The organism is Mycolicibacterium sp. TUM20985 (genome assembly GCF_030295745.1).
Taxonomy (GTDB): Bacteria; Actinomycetota; Actinomycetes; order Mycobacteriales; family Mycobacteriaceae; genus Mycobacterium.
Map to the genome: position 1 here is coordinate 546,261 of NZ_AP027291.1, position 15,883 is coordinate 562,143.

17 protein-coding genes are annotated in these 15,883 nt (G+C 67.7%); 9 read left to right on the plus strand and 8 right to left on the minus strand.

Going from position 1 to position 15,883, the window contains the following annotated elements; genetic code table 11:
* Positions 1–34: 34 nt before the first annotated feature.
* A complete protein-coding gene (ponA2, locus tag QUE68_RS02625) occupies positions 35–2,512 on the minus strand; it encodes a transglycosylase/D,D-transpeptidase PonA2 (protein ID WP_284224383.1) in 2,478 nt (825 codons plus the stop codon).
* Between the two features lie 280 nt (positions 2,513–2,792).
* On the opposite strand from ponA2, the gene QUE68_RS02630 reads away from it, so the two are divergent.
* Entirely contained in the window at positions 2,793–3,152 is a 360-nt protein-coding gene (locus QUE68_RS02630; protein WP_284224384.1) for a WhiB family transcriptional regulator, read from the plus strand.
* A 20-nt stretch (positions 3,153–3,172) separates the two neighbouring features.
* On the opposite strand, the gene QUE68_RS02635 is transcribed toward QUE68_RS02630, so the two are convergent.
* Together QUE68_RS02635 and QUE68_RS02640 are read right to left on the minus strand one after the other, a co-directional pair.
* On the minus strand, positions 3,173–4,303 hold the full coding sequence (locus tag QUE68_RS02635; protein ID WP_286275120.1) for an ArsA family ATPase: 1,131 nt from the start codon (positions 4,301–4,303) through the stop codon (positions 3,173–3,175).
* A gap of 31 nt (positions 4,304–4,334) precedes the next feature.
* Positions 4,335–5,390, minus strand: coding sequence for an ArsA family ATPase (locus QUE68_RS02640; protein WP_284224386.1), 1,056 nt, complete (start codon positions 5,388–5,390; stop codon positions 4,335–4,337).
* Between the two features lie 45 nt (positions 5,391–5,435).
* Between QUE68_RS02640 and QUE68_RS02645 the strand changes: the two genes are divergently transcribed.
* The 3 genes from QUE68_RS02645 to QUE68_RS02655 are packed head-to-tail and all read left to right on the plus strand — an operon-like array spanning position 5,436 to position 6,917.
* Positions 5,436–5,597, plus strand: a complete 162-nt coding sequence (locus QUE68_RS02645; RefSeq protein WP_140700206.1) for a DUF4177 domain-containing protein — start codon at positions 5,436–5,438, stop codon at positions 5,595–5,597.
* Positions 5,598–5,626: 29 nt separating this feature from the next.
* On the plus strand, positions 5,627–6,082 hold the full coding sequence (locus tag QUE68_RS02650; RefSeq protein ID WP_284224387.1) for a RidA family protein: 456 nt from the start codon (positions 5,627–5,629) through the stop codon (positions 6,080–6,082).
* A 58-nt stretch (positions 6,083–6,140) separates the two neighbouring features.
* Positions 6,141–6,917: an MBL fold metallo-hydrolase gene (locus tag QUE68_RS02655; RefSeq protein WP_286275725.1), complete on the plus strand. Its 777-nt coding sequence runs from the start codon at positions 6,141–6,143 to the stop codon at positions 6,915–6,917.
* A gap of 33 nt (positions 6,918–6,950) precedes the next feature.
* Here QUE68_RS02655 and crp read toward each other — a convergent pair whose 3' ends face one another.
* Positions 6,951–7,625: a cAMP-activated global transcriptional regulator CRP gene (crp, locus tag QUE68_RS02660; protein ID WP_263997190.1), complete on the minus strand. Its 675-nt coding sequence runs from the start codon at positions 7,623–7,625 to the stop codon at positions 6,951–6,953.
* 101 nt (positions 7,626–7,726) lie between these two features.
* Positions 7,727–8,038: a hypothetical protein gene (locus tag QUE68_RS02665; RefSeq protein ID WP_284224389.1), complete on the minus strand. Its 312-nt coding sequence runs from the start codon at positions 8,036–8,038 to the stop codon at positions 7,727–7,729.
* Positions 8,039–8,131: 93 nt separating this feature from the next.
* Between QUE68_RS02665 and nth the strand changes: the two genes are divergently transcribed.
* The 4 genes from nth to marP are packed head-to-tail and all read left to right on the plus strand — an operon-like array spanning position 8,132 to position 11,551.
* Positions 8,132–8,896: an endonuclease III gene (nth, locus tag QUE68_RS02670; protein ID WP_284224390.1), complete on the plus strand. Its 765-nt coding sequence runs from the start codon at positions 8,132–8,134 to the stop codon at positions 8,894–8,896.
* Between the two features lie 14 nt (positions 8,897–8,910).
* Positions 8,911–9,567: a TlpA family protein disulfide reductase gene (locus QUE68_RS02675; protein ID WP_284224391.1), complete on the plus strand. Its 657-nt coding sequence runs from the start codon at positions 8,911–8,913 to the stop codon at positions 9,565–9,567.
* Entirely contained in the window at positions 9,564–10,367 is an 804-nt protein-coding gene (locus QUE68_RS02680) for an NUDIX hydrolase (protein WP_284224392.1), read from the plus strand. The genes QUE68_RS02675 and QUE68_RS02680 overlap by 4 nt, the downstream gene beginning before the upstream one ends.
* Positions 10,364–11,551: an acid resistance serine protease MarP gene (gene marP, locus QUE68_RS02685; protein WP_284224393.1), complete on the plus strand. Its 1,188-nt coding sequence runs from the start codon at positions 10,364–10,366 to the stop codon at positions 11,549–11,551. The genes QUE68_RS02680 and marP overlap by 4 nt, the downstream gene beginning before the upstream one ends.
* 1 nt (position 11,552) lies before the next feature.
* Here the strand turns inward: marP and QUE68_RS02690 are convergent, their stop codons facing one another.
* Both QUE68_RS02690 and QUE68_RS02695 read right to left on the minus strand, forming a co-directional pair.
* Positions 11,553–12,524 carry an alpha/beta fold hydrolase gene (locus QUE68_RS02690; RefSeq protein WP_286275726.1) on the minus strand — a complete coding sequence of 324 codons (972 nt, stop codon included), beginning with the start codon at positions 12,522–12,524 and terminating at the stop codon, positions 11,553–11,555.
* A gap of 41 nt (positions 12,525–12,565) precedes the next feature.
* Complete coding sequence (locus QUE68_RS02695; RefSeq protein WP_284224394.1) at positions 12,566–13,081, minus strand: phage holin family protein; 516 nt, start codon at positions 13,079–13,081, stop codon at positions 12,566–12,568.
* Between the two features lie 181 nt (positions 13,082–13,262).
* On the opposite strand from QUE68_RS02695, the gene QUE68_RS02700 reads away from it, so the two are divergent.
* Entirely contained in the window at positions 13,263–13,934 is a 672-nt protein-coding gene (locus tag QUE68_RS02700; protein ID WP_284230617.1) for a chymotrypsin family serine protease, read from the plus strand.
* Here the strand turns inward: QUE68_RS02700 and QUE68_RS02705 are convergent.
* Entirely contained in the window at positions 13,931–15,751 is a 1,821-nt protein-coding gene (locus QUE68_RS02705; protein ID WP_286275121.1) for a flavin-containing monooxygenase, read from the minus strand. The genes QUE68_RS02700 and QUE68_RS02705 overlap by 4 nt on opposite strands.
* Positions 15,752–15,883 lie beyond the last annotated feature (132 nt).

Genomic DNA, 15,883 nt, shown 5'->3' on the forward strand with positions numbered 1-15,883 from the left:
CTCGGGAGTCACGGCCCCGTCACCATCGGTGCCGCTACGGTGGTGGCGGCGGCGGTGGTCCCAGCACGGGCACCGTGATCGGCGGAAGCCCTGGGATGTTGACGACCGTCGAACCCACCGGTGGGGGAACCGCATTGGGGTCGTTGGGATCCACTCCCGGCGGGAAGATCCCCGGTGGTGGTGGCGGCGGTGCTGGCGCAATGCCGTTGCTGATCTGGATGGTGATGATCGAGCCGGGAACCGTCTGCCCCGAGGGTGACGTGCCCACGACCGAACCCACCGACGAGCCGCTGTTGACGGGCGTGGCCTGATCGGCGACCTGGAAGCCGGCGTCGCGCAGTCGCTGCCGGGCCAGGTCCTGCGTCATGCCGGCGACGCTGGGCACCTTCGAACCCGGCGCCCCGTCGACGTAGCGAGGATCTGTCGGCGGCAGTTGCACGGTGTCCGGAGTGATGGGCTTCATCGCCGTGAACCAGGTCCGGGCGGGCTCGTTGCCACCGAAGAGGTCGCCGGAACCGCACTGTCGCAGCGGGAACGAGCACAGTTCACCGGGAGTGGTCGAGTCGTCGTAGATGTAGTTCGCCGCAGCGAAGTCACTCGTGAAGCCGAAGAAGCCCGACGACCGGTGCGCCTCCGTGGTGCCGGTCTTCCCCGACATCGGCAGGCTCCACCCCACCGAGCCCGCCGAGCTGGCAGCGGTGCCGTTCCCGGTGTCGTCCTTGCTCATCGCGTTGGCCAGGGTGTTGGCCAGGCCCTCCGGCACCACCTGCTCGCAGGTCTCCGTCGTTACGGACACCTCCTTGCCACTGCGGTCGAAGACCTTGTCGATCGGACTCGGCGGGCACCACGTACCGCTGGAGCCGAGCGTCGCCGCCACGTTGGACAGCTCGAGCGCGTTGACCTCGATGGGACCCAGCGTGAACGACCCGAGATTCTGACGCTTGACGAAGTCGGCCAGGCTCTCGTTGCTCTCCGGATCGTAGTCGCGCGCGGTGCCGGGCAGGGCATAGGACCGCAAGCCCAGCTTGACGGCCATGTCGACGGTGCGTTGCACGCCCACCTGCGAGATCAGCTTGGCGAAGGCCGTGTTCGGGGACGTGGCCAGGGCGTCGGTGACGCTCATCTGACCCCGGTAGTTGCCGGCGTTGAGTACACACCACGTGGCCTGCGGGCAGCCCTTGGCGCCACCGCTGCCCAGGCCCTTGGCCTCGAAGCGGGAGGGCGCGTCCAGCTGCGCGTTGATGCCCATGCCCATCTCCAGCGCGGCGGCCGTGGTGAAGACCTTGAAGATGGAGCCGGCGCCGTCACCGACGAGGGAGAACGGCTGGGGCTGCATGGTCTCGCCGGCATCGAGGTTGAGGCCGTAGGTGCGGTTGGACGCCATGGCCAGCACCGGATGCGACTCCCGGCCCGGCCGGATGACGCTCATCACGCTGGCGACGCCGTTGAGGTCGGGCGCCGCGATCCCGGTGATCGCCGACTTCACCGAGTTCTGGATGTCCGGATCCAGCGTGGTCCTGATGAGATAGCCGCCCTTGGCGACCTGTTCCTTGCTGATTCCCGCGCGCGCCAGATAGTCGAGCACGTAATCGCAGAAGAAGGCGCGGTCGCCCGCGGCGATGCAGCCGCGCGGCAGTTCGTTGGGTTGGGGGAGAACGCCGAGGGGCTCGAGCTTCGCCGCGCGCAGCGCCTCCGCCTCCTGCGGCACGTTGTCGATCATGGTGTCGAGCACCACGTTCCGACGTTCGAGCGCACCCTCGGGATTGGTGTACGGGTTGAGCGTGCTCGTCGACTGCACCATGCCGGCGAGCAGCGCAGCCTGCTGCCAGTTCAACTCCGAGGCGTTGATGCCGAAGTAGGTCTGAGCGGCGTCCTGCACACCGAACGCGCCATTGCCGAACGACACCAGGTTGAGGTAGCGCGTCAGGATCTCGGGCTTGGTGAACGTCTTGTCCAGCGTCAGCGCCATGCGGATCTCACGCAGCTTGCGGGCTGGCGTGGTCTCGATCGCGGCGCGCTTCTCGGCGTCGGTCTGTGCGATGACCAGCAACTGATAGTTCTTCACGTACTGCTGCTCGATGGTGGAACCGCCGCGGGTGTCGGTGGCCCCGGACACGTAGCCGGACAATCCGGTCAGCGTGCCCTTCCAGTCGACGCCGTTGTGCTCGGCGAACCGCTTGTCCTCGATCGACACGATCGCGAGCTTCATCGAGTTGGCGATCTGATCGCTGGGCACCTCGAACCGCCGCTGGCTGTACAGCCACGCCAGAGGGTTACCCTTCGCGTCCACCATCGTCGACACGGCGGGAACTTCACCCTCGACCAACTGCGCCGAGCCATTGGCCACCACGTCGGAGGCGCGGTTGGACATCAATCCGAAGCCGCCGACGACCGGGAACATGAGGCCCGCGGCGACGACGCTGGCCAGCAGGACGCACCAGGCCAGCTTGATGACGGTGACCGCGGCGGGGGCGCGCCTCGGCGACGGCGTCGCCGACGATCGGTCAGACATGGCTACACAGTAGCGACGTCGCCAGTCACCAGCGTCTCAGCGGTCCGTTTAGCCCTCGACCGCCGCCTGTGCAAGCCCTTTAGGTGCACGAAAGCGCATCACGGCACGGTCGTCCCAATAATTTGCGAAATGACTGTTGCGCAAAACCCCCCTGACCACCTAGCTTTGACGGACAGTGCGATCTAGGTAACACCCGGATTGCAATGTGGCGTAGATCGCACAGGCTTTCTACACCGAGGACTGGGCCGTTCTGACGGGCGGCTGGACGAAGGGATCGCAGGTGTCAGAAACACGACCCGCGGCGCGCAGGACGGTCATGAGTTCCCCAGTCAACGGTGTCGTCGTCCACGGCCCCGAGGCAGAAGCCCGCATCGCCTGGGTATCCCAGGCGCGCTGCAGGCAGGCCGACCCCGACGAGTTGTTCGTCCGCGGTGCCGCCCAGCGGAAGGCGGCCGTGATCTGCCGCCACTGCCCGGTGATCTCCGAGTGCGGCGCCGATGCCCTCGACAACCGCGTCGAATTCGGGGTCTGGGGCGGCATGACCGAGCGTCAGCGTCGTGCCCTGCTCAAACAGCATCCCGACGTCGTGTCGTGGGCCGAGTTCTTCGCTGCGCAGCGCAAGCACCGCAGCGCCGTCTAGTCGACCAGGGGCCCAAGGGCCTAGGCCGCGTCTGTTTCGCCGGTGAGCTGATCGGCGATCGCCCGCAGCGCTTCCAGGTCGGATACGTCGAACGGCAGTGACGGCACGCCGACGATCGCGACGTGCGGGTTGGCCCCGGTGAACCGCGACAGCAACCGAACCTCCCGCTTGGCGGTCTGCGCTCGGTCGGCATGGACGCGCAGCACCGCGGCCGCGAGTTCGTCACCACCGCCGGCGGTCAGTTGATCGGCCGCCTCCCGCGCCTTGTCGGTTTGCAGATCGGACAACGTCGGATGGGTCCGGTTGAGGATCAGCCCAGCGAGCGGCATCCTCTCCGTCGACAGCCGGTCGACGAAGAAGGAAGCCTCGCGCAGCGCGTCCGGTTCGGCAGCCGAGACGACGACGAACTGGGTGCCCCGCCGCTTCAGCAATTCGTAGGTCCGGTCCGCCTTCTCACGAAAGCCGCTGAACGTCGAATCCAGGGCCTGCACGAAGCCGGCTGCGTCGGAGAGCATTTGGGAGCCCAGGACCGTCGACAGCGCCTTCATCGCCAAGCCGACAGCGCCCGTGACCAGCTTGCCGATGCCCCGACCCGGAGCGAGCAGCAGCCGCCACAGGCGACTGTCCATGAAGCTGCCCAGGCGTTTCGGCGCATCGAGGAAGTCGAGCGCGTTGCGTGACGGCGGGGTGTCGACCACCACGAGGTCCCACTTGTCCTCACCGAGCAACTGACCCAGCTTCTCCATCGCCATGTACTCCTGCGTGCCCGCGAGGGAGGTGGCGACGGTTTGGTAGAACTGGTTCTCCAGAATCGCCTCGGCGCGGTCGCCGCCGGAGTACTGGGTCACCATCTCGTCGAACGTGCGTCGCATGTCGAGCATCATCGCGTGCAGTTCACCGGTGACCTCCGGCGCGAGCGGGACACGCTGCGGGGTGTTGCCGAGATCCTTGATGCCGAGCGCCTGGGCGAGTCTCTTGGCCGGGTCGATGGTGAGGACGACGACGGTGCGGCCGTACTCCGCCGCCCGCAGCGCCATGGCCGCTGCGGTAGTGGTCTTGCCGACACCGCCTGCGCCGCAACAGACTACGACGCGGTTGGCCCTGTCGTTGAGAATAGCGCCCAGATCGAGGACGGTCGTTGTGGTACTCATCGCTGGATCTCCTGGTGGTCTTCGCTGGCGCTCATCGCACGCCCTGCTGGCCGAGTGCCTCGGCGAGTTCGTACAGGCTGCCCAGGTCGACGCCATCGGCGATCGCGGGCAGTTCGAGTCGTGCAATGTCGACCGCGTCGAGTTGCGCGGCGCTCTCCGCCCGCGCGCTGATCCGTGTCGCGTGCTCGATGGTCTCGGTGAGCAGCCCCGCGAAGTCGCTGTCGGACAACGTGATTCCCGCCTTGGTCAAGCCGGCGCGGACGGAGTCTGCGTCGATGTCACCCTCGGCGGCCTTGGCGAGATCGCTGGCGTCCAGATAGGCCGGGATGTTGCGGTTGACGATGACGCTGCCGATCGGCAACCCCAGCTCTCTGAGCTCGTCGATGGCCTCGACGGTCTCCTGGATCGGCAAGGCCTCGAGAAGCGTGACGAGGTGAATGGCGGTCAACTCGGAATGGAGCAGCTTGACCACGCCCTCGGCCTGGGAGTGCACCGGCCCGCCCTTCGCCAGATCGGAGACGGCCTTGGTGACGTCGAGGAACCGCGCGATGCGTCCCGTCGGCGGGGAGTCCACCACGACGGCGTCGTAGGCACCGTTGATACCTCCCGTGCGGTCCTTGCCCTTGTCCTTCGCCGACCGGACCACGATCTCCTTGACCTTTCCGGTGAGGAGGACGTCCCGCAGCCCGGGCGCGATCGTCGTCGCGAATTCGACGGCGCCGATGCGGCGCATCGCCCGGCCCGCGATGCCGAGGTTGTAGAACATGTCGAGGTACTCGAGGAAGGCGGCTTCGGTGTCGATGGCGAGCGCGTTGACCTGACCACCGCCATCCGCGGTCGCGATCTTCACTTCCTCGTACGGCAGCGGGGGCACGTCGAAGAGTTGCGCGATGCCCTGGCGGCCCTCGACCTCGACCAGCAGCACCTTTCGGCCGCCGGCCGCGAGGGCGAGGGCGAGCGAGGCGGCGATCGTCGACTTGCCGGTGCCGCCCTTGCCGGTCACGAAGTGCAGACGCGCCTTTGTCATGCGGGGGGGCCAGCCTACGGATGTGCGACCGCTGGATTCGGGAACGTCGTTGCTCACCATTGCATGCTATCCATCGCTCCCGCGGCGACCGATAAGCTCAGGCCCATGAGCGAATTGACGAAGTGGGAATACGTGACGGTGGCCCTACTGACCCATGCGACGAAGCAGATCCTCGACCAGTGGGGCGAGGACGGCTGGGAGCTGGTGTCGGTGGTTCCCGGTCCCACCGGTGAGCAGCTCGTCGCCTACATGAAACGGCCCAAGTAACCGTGTCCGCCGGGCAGGACACCGGACGTGTGACGGCTTCGAAGCGACTGGCGGAGTTGGGCATCGAGCTGCCCGAGGTCGTCACCCCGCTGGCTGCATACGTGCCCGCGGTCCGGACGGGCAATCTCGTCTACACGTCGGGACAGCTGCCGATGGTCGCCGGAGAACTTCCGCAGAAGGGCAAGGTCGGCGCCGATGTCAGTGCGGAGGACGCCAAGGACTTGGCGCGGATCTGCGCGTTGAACGCGCTCGCGGCCGTCCATTCGCTCGTGGGCATCGACGCGGTGACCCGCGTGGTCAAGGTCGTCGGCTTCGTAGCGTCCGCTCCGGGATTCAACGGTCAACCCGGTGTGGTGAACGGCGCGTCACAACTGTTCGGCGACGTGTTCGGGGACGCCGGGGCGCACGCCCGCTCGGCCGTCGGGGTGTCCGAGCTGCCGATCGATGCTCCGGTGGAGGTCGAGATCATCGTCGAGGTGGCGTGACTCGGCTCGGCGGAGCGACGCGGGGATGACACCCCTGGAACATCCCGCCTAGGGGAAGCTGCGGCGCGTGACCGACACGGCGTCGGTGCTGCTGTGCGACAACCCGGGGCTGATGACGCTCGACGGCACCAACACCTGGGTGCTGCGAGGGCCGGGTAGCGACGAGCTGGTCGTGGTCGACCCCGGGCCCGACGACGACGCGCACATCGAACGGATCGCCGCCCTCGGCACGATCCCGCTGGTGCTGATCAGCCACAAGCACGGCGACCACACCGATGCGATCGACAAGCTGGTCGACCGGACGGGCGCGACCGTGCGGGCGGTGGGCAGTGGTTTCCTGCGGGGTCTCGGCGGCCCGCTGTCCGACGGCGAGGTGATCGACGCCGCCGGCCTGCGCATCACGGTGATGGCCACGCCCGGACACACGGCCGACTCGCTGTCCTTCCTCGTCGACGATTCCAGGGGCGAGCGAAGCGACGGGATGGGTGCGGTGCTCACCGCGGACACCGTGCTCGGTCGTGGGACCACCGTCATCGACAACGAAGACGGCAGTTTGGCCGACTACATGGAGTCACTGCGACGGCTCAACGGTTTGGGCCGGCGCACGGTGCTGCCGGGCCACGGTCCCGAGCTCGGCGATCTCGAGGCGGTGACACAGATGTACCTCGACCACCGCGAGGAGCGTCTCGGCCAGGTGCGGGACGCGCTACGGGTTCTCGGTGAGGACGCCGCAGCCCGTCAGATCGTCGAACACGTCTACACCGACGTCGACGAGAAGCTGTGGGAGCACGCGGAGTGGAGCGTGCAGGCGCAGCTGGACTATCTACGCGCGTGAGGAGAAGCGGGCGTCCTGCTCGATGCTCGCTCGTTACCTTGCGCGGCGGGCCAGGCGTTCGGAGTCGCTGATCAGCACGCTCTTGCCCTCCAGGCGGATCCACCCGCGATGGGCGAAGTCGGCGAGCGCCTTGTTGACCGTCTCGCGCGAGGCGCCGACCAACTGCGCGATCTCCTCCTGGGTGAGGTCGTGCGTCACGCGGAGCGCACCACCCTCCTGGGTGCCGAACCGCTGCGCGAGCTGCAGCAGCTGTTTGGCGACGCGGCCGGGCACGTCGGTGAAGATGAGGTCCGCCAGGTTGTTGTTGGTGCGGCGCAGGCGACGGGCCAACACGCGCAGCAGCTGCTCGGCGATCTCGGGACGATCGGCGATCCACGCGCGCAGCGCTTCTCGGTCCATCGACACGGCGCGGACCTCGGTGATGGTGGTGGCGCTGGACGTCCGCGGCCCGGGGTCGAAGATCGACAGCTCGCCGAACATGTCGGACGGACCCATGATGGTGAGCAGGTTCTCGCGGCCATCGGGTGACCGGCGGCCAATCTTCACCTTGCCCGAGATGATGATGTAGAGCCGGTCTCCGGGCTCCCCTTCGGCGAACACCGTGTGTCCACGCGGAAAGTCGACTGGCTGCAATTGCTTGGTCAGCGCGGAAACCGCAGTCGGTTCGACTCCCTGGAAGATTCCGGCCCTCGCCAGGATCTCGTCCACGTTGCCCCTTAAGCCGTCGGAAATGATTGACACGCCAAGGCCATCCTGTGCTGGATGGCGCAAATCAGTCTAAGCGCAGGCACCTTCGCCACAGGCCAACGCTACACACGATGGGCGTGGCGAGTCGCCTGAAATTCCGGATTGGATCCGTGGTGGCCGAATACGGCCGTGGGCAACGGTCGTGGCCATTCGGTGGCGAGGCGTTCGGAGTGAACGTCGTCGAGCAATCGGTAGGTCGCCACTCGGGGGGTGCGTGCCGCGGGTTTGGCGCAGTCCGCCTTCGCCTGTTCCAGAAAGTCGTTGACGTCCGCGGGGGAGACCGCGTCGGTGTCGAGCCCGGCCTCCAAGCGGTCCAGCCCGAAGGTCGCCAACATCAGCAACCCCGGGATGAATGCGACGAGCAACCAAGACACATGGCGAAGTAAACACGCCGAACATCTCGGTGGGATCACGAATTGCCACCGGTCCGCGCTTACACTCGTCGGTTGCGTCAGTAGGCTGACGAGGTGGCAGCGCGCGCAGGGACGGCCTCCAAGGCCGCCAAGTACGACAACGAAACTCACGCCGGGCTGGTCCGACGGGCGCGGCGGATGAATCGCACGCTCGCACAAGCCTTTCCGCATGTCTACTGCGAGCTGGACTTCACCAATCCGCTGGAACTCACCGTGGCCACCATCCTCTCGGCGCAGAGCACCGACAAGGGCGTGAACCTCACGACCCCCCCGCTGTTCGCGAAGTACCGCACGGCTGCGGACTACGCGGGCGCCGACCGCGACGAACTCGAGGCCATGGTCCGGCCCACCGGCTTCTATCGCAACAAGGCCAATTCGCTGATGCGGCTGGGCCAAGAACTCGTCGAACGGTTCGACGGAGAGGTGCCGCGCACCCTCGACGAACTGGTGACGCTTCCCGGTGTCGGGCGCAAGACGGCAAACGTCATCCTCGGCAACGCCTTCGACATTCCCGGCATCACCGTCGACACCCACTTCGGCCGGTTGGTGCGCCGCTGGCGGTGGACGGCGCTGGAGGACCCGGTGAAGGTGGAGTTCGCGGTCGCGGAGCTGATCCCCCGCAAGGAGTGGACGCTGCTCAGCCACCGCGTGATCTTCCACGGACGCCGGGTCTGCCACGCCAAGAAACCCGCGTGCGGCGTGTGCGTGCTGGCCAAGGACTGTCCGTCCTACGGCACGGGACCGACGGACCCGTTGGCGGCCGCTGCACTGGTCAAGGGCCCCGAGACGGAGCATCTGCTGGCGTTGGCCGGGCTCTGAGCGCCGTCCGTCCCATGCGCGCGTCGACCCGCTGGACCGCGGCGGTACTCGTCATCGTCGTCGCGCTCGCGGTGGCGTTGTGGCGTGAGGTCGGCTCCCAAGATGCGGGTGGCGCGGGTGGCGGCCCGCCGTCCGCCGGAGTCGCCCGTGAACACCGCGACGCCGACACCCCCGAGGCCCTGCAGGAACCGCGCGCCCGCGCCGACCTCCCGCCGTGCCCCGCGCCGTCGGGAGGGCCGAGCCCCAACGCGCTCGCAGGGATCACGGTCGAATGTGCCGCCGACGGCAGCCGCGTCGACGTCGCCCGCGTGGTCGCCGGCCGCAACGTGGTGCTCAACCTGTGGGCCTACTGGTGCGGCCCGTGCGCCGACGAACTGCCGGCAATGGCCGAATATCAGCGCCGGATGGGTTCGGCGGTGACGGTGCTGACCGTGCACCAGGACGAGAACGAGACGGCCGCGCTGCTGCGACTCGCCGAACTGGGTGTCCGACTGCCCACGCTGCAGGACGGTCGACGGCTCATCGCCGCTGCCCTCGAGGTGCCCAACGTCATGCCCGCCACGGTGGTCCTCCGCGCGGACGGTACGGTGGCCGAAATCCTGCCGCGCGCCTTCACCAGCGCCGATGAGATCGCCGCGGCGGTGAATCCAGGGATAGGAGTGCGTGGTTGAGCGCCAACGGTGACGGGGGACCGCTGGCTTCACTCGACGCCACCGCCGCCCCGTCGTGGCTGAAACCGCTGCTGGAGAACGTCGGCGACGTGCCGCAGGCCTACCGTCGGCGGGTGCCTGCCGACGTGTTGGCGGCGATCAGCAAGGCCAGCGAAACGAACGAAGCGACGGCGACGCTGCACGGTACGAAGCGTGACGCCGCCGTCCTGGTGCTGTTCTCGGGACCGTCGGAGTCTCCGTCGGACGGGCCACCCGAGGACGCCGACCTGCTGTTGACCGTCCGGGCGTCGACGTTGCGCCATCATGCCGGGCAGGCGGCATTCCCCGGCGGTGCCGCCGATCCGGATGACGGGGGACCCGTCGGCACCGCGTTGCGGGAGGCGCGCGAGGAGACCGGTATCGATCCCACTCGGTTGCGGCCGCTCGCCACGCTCGACCGGATGTTCATCCCGCCGTCGGGTTTCCACGTCGTGCCCGTGCTCGCCTACTCACCCGACCCGGGACCGGTGGGTGTCGTGAACGACGGTGAGACGGCGATCGTCGCCCGCGTGCCGGTCCGCGCGTTCGTCAACCCCGAGAACCGACTGATGGTGTACCGCAAGGAGAACGCCAGCCGGTTCGCCGGGCCCGCGTTCCTGCTCAACCAGATGCTCGTATGGGGTTTCACCGGCCAGATCATCTCCGCCCTCCTCGACGTCGCAGGCTGGGCGCAACCGTGGAACGGCGACGACGTCCGCGAATTGGACGAGGCAATGGCGCTCGTCGGCGGTGGTAGCGATTACGGTGAGGGCCAACAATGACATCGTCGCAGTGGCTTGATCTGGCCGTCCTCGCCATCGCCTTCGTCGCCGCCGTCTCCGGCTGGCGTTCCGGGGCACTTGGCTCGCTGCTGTCCTTCGTCGGGGTCATCCTGGGCGCCGTCGCGGGCGTGCTGTTGGCGCCGCACGTGGTGGGCCACGTCGACGGGCCGAGGACCAAGCTGTTCGTCGCGCTGTTCCTGATCCTCGGGCTCGTCGTGATCGGCGAGATCGCGGGCGTCGTGCTGGGCCGGGCCGTGCGCGGTGCCATCCGGCACGGCGGACTGCGCACCGTGGACTCGGTAATCGGGGTGGCGCTCCAACTCGTCGCCGTCCTGGTGGCGGCGTGGCTGCTGGCCACCCCGCTCACGTCCTCGGATCAACCGAATCTGGCTGCGGCGGTGCGTGGTTCGCGCGTGCTGTCGACCGTCGACGAGGCCGCGCCGGCGTGGCTCAAGCGGGTGCCCACGCGGCTGTCGTCACTCCTGGACACCTCGGGGCTGCCCGACGTCCTGCAGCCGTTCGGCCGCACTCCGATCGTCAACGTCGATGCGCCCGACGCGGCCCTGGTGAACGACCCCATCGTGGCGGCCACCCGACCGAGCGTGCTGAAGATCCGCGGGGTGGCCACCAGTTGCCAGAAGGTCCTCGAAGGCAGCGGGTTCGTCGTCGCGCCCAACCGGGTGATGTCCAATGCCCACGTCGTCGCGGGGTCGGAGAGCGTGACCGTCGAGGCCGATGGAAAGACCTACGACGCGACCGTGGTGTCGTATGACCCGAATGCCGACATCTCCATCCTGGACGTGCCCGATCTGCCGTCGGCCCCGCTGCAGTTCGACATGCAGGAGGCGCCCACGGGTACCGACGCGGTGGTGATGGGGTATCCCGGTGGCGGGGAGTTCACCGCCACCCCTGGCCGCATCCGCGAGATCATTCAGCTCAACGGACCGGACATCTATCACACGACGACGGTCACCCGCGAGGTTTACACCATCAGAGGAACTGTGCGACAAGGCAATTCAGGCGGTCCGCTGATCGACAAGGACGGGAAGGTGCTCGGCGTGGTGTTCGGCGCGGCGGTCGACGACGCGGACACCGGCTTCGTGCTGACCTCCAACGAGGTGGCCAAGCAGATGGCGCGGGTGGGCAACACCCAGCGGGTGTCCACCGACACCTGCATCTCCTGATTCAGTCGCTGTAGACGCCCGCCAGGAATCTGGTCAACTGCTCGTTGACGTGCCCGGGAGCCTCCTCGTGGGCGAAGTGCCCAGCCCCGGCGATCGCGACGTACCGACCGTGCGGAGCGAAACGCTGGGTGCGTTGCACCGGGTCGGCCAGCACGTAGGGGTCGGCGTCACCGCGAATGTGCAGCATCGGCACCGCTAGCGGTCGTTTCATCGATCGCATGAAGCGTCGCCCCTCACTGCGGAGCTGGCTGCGCACCGCCCAGCGCTGATACTCCAGCGCCGAATGCGCCGCCGACGGAATCTGGATGGCCCGGCGCATGTGGCCGATTGTTTCCGAGAAATCCTCGGAGGCAAGCCATTTGGCGCCAGCTCGGCTGCGGACGATGACTTCCAGCTCGGCGGCGTCGGCACGCGTCAGCGACCGCTCCGGCCAGACGGGAACCTGATTGCGCAACATCCGTGGCAGCAGGGCCCGGCTCTGGTCGCGGCGCGTCAGCGCGGACGCGCGAAGCGCCACCGGATGCGGTGAGCTGACCACGGCGATGGCCCGCACGACCCGCGGATGCAGGACCGAGGTCGCCCAGCAGACGAGTCCGCCGTCGGCGTGCCCGACCAGCGTCGCCGTCTCGTGGCCGAGCGCGCGCACCAGACCCGCGGTGTCGCCCGCCAACGTCCAGCCGTCATACCCGCGCGGGGGCTTGTCGCTGCCGCCGTAACCGCGCAGGTCGACGGCGACCACCCGCGCACCCTGCAACCCACGGAGCTGATGCCGCCACGACCACCAGAACGATCCGAAGCCGTGCAGGAGGATCACCAGGGGTTGACCGGCGACCTGCCCGGACTGCTCCGCACGGTGGTGTGCCTCGACGACGTGGAAGCGTATGCCGTTGGCGTGGACGTCGAGGTGCCGCCACGGACCGGCGATGCGGGTGACCGACGGATCGGGCGGCTGCTCCTGCCCGCGGTGTTCAATCCCCCGGTCGCTTCGCTCTCCTCCGGAGCGGCCCGTGGCCACTACCAGCCGGATGGGTCAGCGGTCGACGCAGAGCCGTTGGTCGAGGCAGTGGACGGGGCCGGCTTGTCGCCACCCGGTACCAGCGCCACCCGGGCTTCCTTGACGGACTCGATGGTCTTCTGCGGGCCCCTGATCTTGCGCACCTTGAGGTACCCCAGGAACGCCAGCAGTCCGGTGGTCACCACCATGAGGCCGAAGACGATGAGATCCGCGGCCCACTTCTGCAGCCACAAGTCGAGCAGATCGGCGACGAAGAAGAAGAAGAAGAACGTCGAATAGAAGAGCACGACCAGCGCCAGGATGAAGTAGACGCTGCCCGTCAACCCCTTCTTGACGTCGCGCGTGATCTCCGCGCGGGCGAGTTCGACCTCGGCGCGCACCAGGGTCGACATCTGCGACGTCGCGTCCTTGACCAGGTCCCCCACCGAGGGATCGGGCTTCGGCGCATGCGGATCGACCAGCGGAATCGAGGTCACCGTCGTCGGAACGCCGCTCTTGCGGTCGTCATTGCTCACGGACTCGTCCTCCCCGCTTGGATGTCTTCGGCGCCCATGTTGCCATGTCGCGGCGGCCGCAACGATGTCGGCCGACGCTAGACTGACCGCGCTCGGTCATGGGCCGGGGCTGTCTATAGGGGGTTTCTTGCAGGTACCACGGAGTTACCGCTGGATCTTCCCGGTACCCGCACTCCTTGCCCTGGTGTTCGCCACCCTCGTCACACCGCACCTCGGGACCGCCGGTGCCGATGATCGGGTGATCCTCGGCGGCGGATCGGGCATCGTGATCGATGGCGACACCTTCTGCACGTTGACCACCATCGGCAACGACGACGAGGGCAACCTGATCGGGTTCACCTCGGCGCATTGTGGCGGGCCGGGCGCGCAGGTCTCGTCCGAACGCGCCGTCGAGAGCGGCCCCGTAGGAACCATGGTCGCGGGCAACGACGGTCTCGACTACGCCGTCATCCAGTTCGACCGGGCGAAGGTGCAGCCGGTCAACAGCATCGACGGGTTCGAGATCGACGGGCTGGGGCCCGACCCGGCGTTCGGTGAGAATGCCTGCAAGCTGGGTCGCACGACGGGCTTCTCGTGCGGCGTCACCTGGGGGCCGGGCGACAAGCCGGGAACGATCCTCAATCAGGTATGTGGGCAACCCGGCGATTCGGGCGCCCCGGTCACCGTGAACAACCTCCTCGTCGGCATGATCCACGGCGCCTTCAGCGAGGACCTGCCGACGTGCGTCGTGAAGTTCATTCCGCTGCACACCCCCGCGGTCACCATGTCCATGACCTCGGTGCTGGCCGACATCAACGCAAAGAGCCGACCGGGCTCCGGCTTCGTCCCAGTCGGTCCCGCGCCTGCTGCCTAGCTCAGGTGATGGACCTCCTGGAGCCCGTACACCGGCGTCGGTAGGCCTTCGTAGCGCGCCTTGAGTTGGAGCGCGAGGTATAGCGAATAGTGGCGTGACTGATGCAGATTCCCGCCGTGGAACCAGAGGTTCTCCTGCTGGGTGGGCTTCCACATGTTGCGCTGTTCGCCCTCCCACGGGCCGGGGTCCTTGGCGGTGTCGCTACCGAGACCCCACACCTTCCCGACCTTGTCGGCGACGTCCTGGCCGATGAGGTCGGCCGCCCAACCGTTCATCGAGCCGAACCCGGTGGCGTAGACCACGACGTCGGCGGGCAGTACGGTGCCGTCGCCCAGCACCACCGAGTCCTCGGTCAGGTGGTCCACCTGGCCGTGGGCCAACTTGATGGTGCCGTCCGCCACCAGATCGCAGGCACCGACGTCGATGTAGTAGCCGGAGCCGCGGCGCAGGTACTTCATGAAGAGGCCCGAATCGTCGTCGCCCCAATCCAATTCGAAGCCAGCCGCCGCCAGCCGCTCGTAGAACTCCTTGTCGCGCACCCGGATGGCGTCATAGATGGGGATCTGGAACTCGTGCATGATCCGGTACGGCAGCGATGCGAACGTCAGATCGGCCTTCTCGGTCGTCATGCCCCCGGCCACCGCTCGTTCCGAGTAGAGGTCACCGAGCCCGATCTCCATCAACGAGTCCGACTTCACGATGTGCGTCGACGACCGCTGCACCATCGTGACGTCGACGCCGTTCTCGACGAGCGCCTTGCAGATGTCGTGGGCGGAGTTGTTGGATCCGATCACCACGGCACGCTTGCCGACGTAGCGGTCCGGCCCGGGGTGGGCGCTGGAGTGGTGCTGCTCGCCGCGGAAGACGTCCTGGCCGGGCAGCGTCGGGATGCTCGGCTTGCCCGACATGCCGGTGGCCAGCACCAGCTGCGTGGGATGCAGCGTTAGTAGCTCGCCATCGCGGTCGAGCTCGACGGTCCACCGCTTCTCGGCGTCGTCGAATGATGCCGACAGGCAGCTGGTCTTCGACCAGTACGGGACCTCCATGACCCTGGTGTAGAACTCGAGCCAGTCACCGATCTTGTCCTTCGGCGCGAACACCGGCCAGTTCTGCGGGAAGGGCATGTAGGGCAGGTGGTCGTACCAGACCGGGTCGTGCAGGCACAGAGACTTGTAGCGCTTGCGCCACTGGTCACCGGGGCGCTCGTGCGTGTCGACGACGATCGCGGGCACCCCGAGCTGACGCAGCCTGGCGCCGAGGGCGATACCGCCCTGGCCGCCGCCGACGACGAGCGTGTAGGGCTCGGTGCCGTATCCGAGCGCAGCCTCTTCGTCCTCGCGCTTCTCGGCCCACGACCGGGTGTCGGGGTCCGAGCCGTGCACCGCTCCCAAGACGCGGGTCGCGCCCTTGTGCTCCTCGTAGCCCTTGAGTTCCTGCATGGCGGTGAGCAGCGTCCAGCATTCATCGCCCTTGAGGCGAATATGCCCGGTACCCCGGCCGACTGCCGTCTCGAACTCGATGAACGCCGATGTGACGTCCCCGTCGGCCGTCGGCTCCTCGCGTGTGCGGAACCCCGACGGGCTCGTCTCTGCCAGGCGGGCCCCGAGCATGTTGGCGACGCCGTCACGTCCCTCGACGGTCTTGATGTTCCAGGTGAAGGAGATGAGGTCGCGCCAGAAGCTGTCGACGGCGAACTTCGCGACGATCCGCTCGATGTCGCGGACGGCGATGGCGGCTTCGAAGTCGGCGAGCCATGCGTCGATGCGGGCCTGCGGCGTGGGTGTGGTGGCGGCCGGCTTTTCGATCGTTTCGGTCATGTGACTCACAGCACACCACCGCGGGTGTCCGGCACAAGGGTTGCACCAGGTTGCACCGCCGCTGCCACGATTTCGGCGCGCCAACCGTCGCTGAGCGAACGATTCCGCGCCGAAATCGCGGGGGGAGCGGCG